Source organism: Dehalococcoidia bacterium (assembly GCA_028711995.1).
In the GTDB taxonomy this organism is placed as follows: domain Bacteria; phylum Chloroflexota; class Dehalococcoidia; order SZUA-161; family SpSt-899; genus JAQTRE01.
Map to the genome: position 1 here is coordinate 1 of JAQTRE010000209.1, position 3,413 is coordinate 3,413.

The 3,413-nt window shown below is 52.4% G+C and carries 3 protein-coding genes; 2 read left to right on the top strand and 1 reads right to left on the bottom strand.

The window, feature by feature from the left end; translation table 11 throughout:
• Nucleotides 1–501, top strand: a 501-nt coding sequence (locus PHV74_15580) for a LuxR C-terminal-related transcriptional regulator (GenBank protein ID MDD5095774.1), incomplete at its 5' end; no start/stop codon positions are given.
• A gap of 156 nt (nt 502–657) precedes the next feature.
• On the opposite strand, the gene PHV74_15585 is transcribed toward PHV74_15580, so the two are convergent.
• Complete coding sequence (locus PHV74_15585) at nt 658–1,914, bottom strand: molybdopterin molybdotransferase MoeA (GenBank protein MDD5095775.1); 1,257 nt, start codon at nt 1,912–1,914, stop codon at nt 658–660.
• 327 nt (nt 1,915–2,241) lie between these two features.
• Here PHV74_15585 and PHV74_15590 point away from each other — a divergent pair, with 327 nt between their 5' ends.
• Nucleotides 2,242–2,982 (top strand): HesA/MoeB/ThiF family protein, encoded by a 741-nt coding sequence (locus tag PHV74_15590; GenBank protein MDD5095776.1) that lies wholly within the window; start codon nt 2,242–2,244, stop codon nt 2,980–2,982.
• The last annotated feature ends 431 nt before the right edge of the window (nt 2,983–3,413 follow it).

A 3,413-nucleotide genomic window follows, 5' to 3' on the forward strand; every position in this document is an offset into this window, starting at 1 on the left:
ATCAGGCAGTTGGAAGTTATCCGCGAGCAGTACCCCAATATCGGAATCATCCTTCTCTCCACGCTTTATGATATTCAAGGAATTAAGGAATTGCGGGAATTCACCAAGAAAAGCTCCAAAGGATGCGCCTTCTTGCTGAAGCACTCCATAGACAGGATCGGTCAGTTGACCCAGGTGGTGCATGCCGTCACCGAGGGCCAGGTCATTCTGGACTCAGTGGTCATGGAAGGCCTGATCGGCGCAGGTGAGGCCAAGACTACTTTCTTAAAAGAGCTGACTCACAGGGAACTGGAGGTCTTGAGCTGGATGGCAAAAGGCTACCGTAATGGAACCATTGCTGAGATTCTCTGCGTTGACCCGAAGACCATTGAGCGTCATATCAACGCCATCTACAGCAAACTCAATATGGTAACGGAGTCCAAGCATCCCAGAGTGAATTCCATCATGCTTTATCTGAGAGCCACGGGACAGCTCCCCTGCGGCGATGTTGTTGAGGGATAGATACAGGATTCAGGGGCCAGCATTCGTAGGGGCGACTCTCGTGGTCGCCCAAGACAAGAGGTTTCGATGAACCCCTTCTCAATCCCCCTTTCGTACAGGGGGAAGCTCACTCAATATCAGGGACCTGAGAATGTTTTCCGAATGCTTTGTTCAACCTCACTGTGTCTCTTCCATCCAGTCCAGCATCTGAACTAATACCTTATCCCCTTCTTTGACCGCCGGGGCATCTTCCGGGATAACGATCAGCCCATTGGCTCTGGCCATCGAGGTCAGAATACCAGAACCCTGAGGGCCTGTTGAACAGGCATAGTATTGGCCATCACGTTGGACTACGGTAGCCCTGGCATAGACCCGACGCCCATCCGTGTTTTTGATTCGGCTCTCGCTGATGGCAGTGATGGCTGGCTTAGCGAAGTTCTTTTTCCCCAGCATCTTCAAAATGGCGGGGCGGGCAAATTGCTCAAATGTTACCATAGAACTCACAGGGTTGCCGGGTAACCCCAGATGAGGGACCCTTTTCCCTTTTTGCTCCAGCACTCCAAAAGCCAGAGGTTTTCCGGGCTTCATGCGTACCGTCCAGAATGAGATGGTACCGTTCTCGGCAAGTATGTTCTTGACAATGTCGTAATCCCCCATCGAAACCCCACCCGAAGTGAGCAGCATATCGAAGTCCATCGCCAGAGCAATCTTTTTCGATAAGTCCTCGCGGTTGTCTGCCCCTATCCCCAGGATTTTGGGAATGCCGCCGTAGCGGAGCACTTGCGCCGCAATACTGTAGCTGTTGCTGTTGTAAATCTTGCCCGCCGGAAGCGGCTGCCCGAGACCCACCAGTTCATCCCCCGTGGCCAATATGGCTATCACCGGGCGACGAATGACCGGGGCTTGAGCATATCCCAGCGATGCCAGAATCCCGATCTCCTGGGGACGAAGCACTGTCCCTTTCGCCATGACGATACTGCCTTTGCCCACATCCTCTCCGGCTTCCCGGATGTTCTTTCCCTTCTCGATTTCTCTCAAGACGCCGATCTCATCGAGAGACTTTCCCGTTGCCTTCCGCTTCTCCTCGTCGGTGTCTTCAAACGGAACAACGGTGTCCGCGCCTGTGGGCATCGGTGCGCCGGTCATAATCCGGATTGCGGTTCCCGGTGTGACCTCCTGCTTGGAGACGTGTCCGGCGGCAACTTCCCCGATCACCTTCAAGACCTGGGGATGGGAATCTCCGGCCCCTTTGATGCTCTCCCACTGGACTGCATAACCATCCATAGCCGAATTGTCCCAGGAGGGGATATTGATTTCCGCGATGATGTCTTCATCGAGAACCTGCCCCAGACATTCCAGAACGGGCCTTTTCTCCAGCTCGAGAACCCGGATATTGCTCAGGATTCGTGCCAGTGCTTCTTCAACGGAAATCATGGTTGGACTCCTTCTTCGAATGCTGTGGTCACTTGCCAAGACACTCGACCTCACACCGTTCTTAGAATAGTTGACCGTCGGAGTACTGTCAACGCAGGCCTCATTTCACTGATCTGCACCATAATATCCCAAAAACAAAGATGACGGAATGCAGTAGATTTTGTGCTTTTGCGTGTATCCTGCCTCCAAGACCGGGGGATCAAGGGGGATGATTGTCTTGAGCACCTTTCCCCTGTAAGTGAAAGGCTATGTCTATGAATCGCTGCCTTGCAGGACGACCGCCACCATGACTGCTATAATAAAGGGAAATACGCAGGGGGTGCCGGGATGCTGAGCGATCGTGAGAAGGAAAGGTATGACCGGCAGATGATGTTGCCGAATTTCGGCCCGGGAGGCCAGGAGAAGCTGAAGCGCTCCAGAATTCTTGTGGCTGGAGTGGGCGGACTGGGATGCCCTGCCTGCGCTTATCTGTCAGCCGCCGGAGTGGGGAATATCCGCATCGTCGATAATGATCGCATCGACATGAGTAACCTGAATCGGCAGATCCTTCACTGGGACAAGGATGTCGGCAGAATGAAAGTCGATTCCGCGGCAGAAAAGCTCACGGAACTCAACAGAGATGTGAAAATAGAAGCCATCGCTGAGACCATCACCGAAGATAATGTTGCCCATCTCAGCGCGGATTGTGATGCCATTCTGGATGCCATGGATAATATCCCGGCCCGGCTTATCCTGAACAGGGAAGCCATTCGGAGGAAGATTCCTTTCTTTCACGGCGGCATCTATGGAATGGAAGGCTGCGCGATGACGGTCATTCCCGGCAGTTCAGCCTGCGTAAGGTGCATCAATCCTGACCCTATCCCCACCAAGAACAAATTTCCTGTTATCGGGGTTGCTCCAGCTCTGATTGCCATCATTCAGGTGACGGAGGTTCTGAAGTTTCTGGTTGGAATGGGAGAATTGTTGACCAATCGGCTGCTGGTTTATGATGGATTCGCTATGTGTTTCAGCGAGATCGCTGTGAGGCAGAATCCGGACTGCGATCACTGTGGCCCGCATGCAAAATGATGTTACAGGTTGGGGTTTCGCCAAGTAATACCTCCGGATGTTCATTCATTTTGATTTGGAATGAAGCTCTACGGTGTCAAGAATTCACGGATTAAGAGTCTCAAGCAAGGGGTTGATTTAGGTAGATGCGAATGTTAAAATCGCACTCAAGCACTCATCTCCAGACATGGGTTTTACCGATGTCCATCAGGAATCCCATGTTCACATCAGAATCCTCAAGATCAGTGATTGTGACAGCGCGGGGGCAGTGGCGGTTGTGCAGAAGAAGATTATTGCGAGCAAGTCCGATTATAGATACGAAGTAAGCAAAGGAGGAGAGCGATGCAAATGAAAAGCACTCTATGGTACAAACTGGCGGCCCTGGTTCTGGTTCTGGCCCTGATGGTGCCGGTACTGGCAGCCTGTGGCGATGATGACGAAGAGACCACAAC

Excerpts from the sequence above, each read along its gene's own strand:
- PHV74_15590 (MDD5095776.1), top strand. The coding sequence starts at position 2,242 with ATGCTGAGCGATCGTGAGAAGGAAAGGTATGACCGGCAGATGATGTTG.
- PHV74_15585 (MDD5095775.1), bottom strand. The coding sequence starts at position 1,914 with ATGATTTCCGTTGAAGAAGCACTGGCACGAATCCTGAGCAATATCCGG.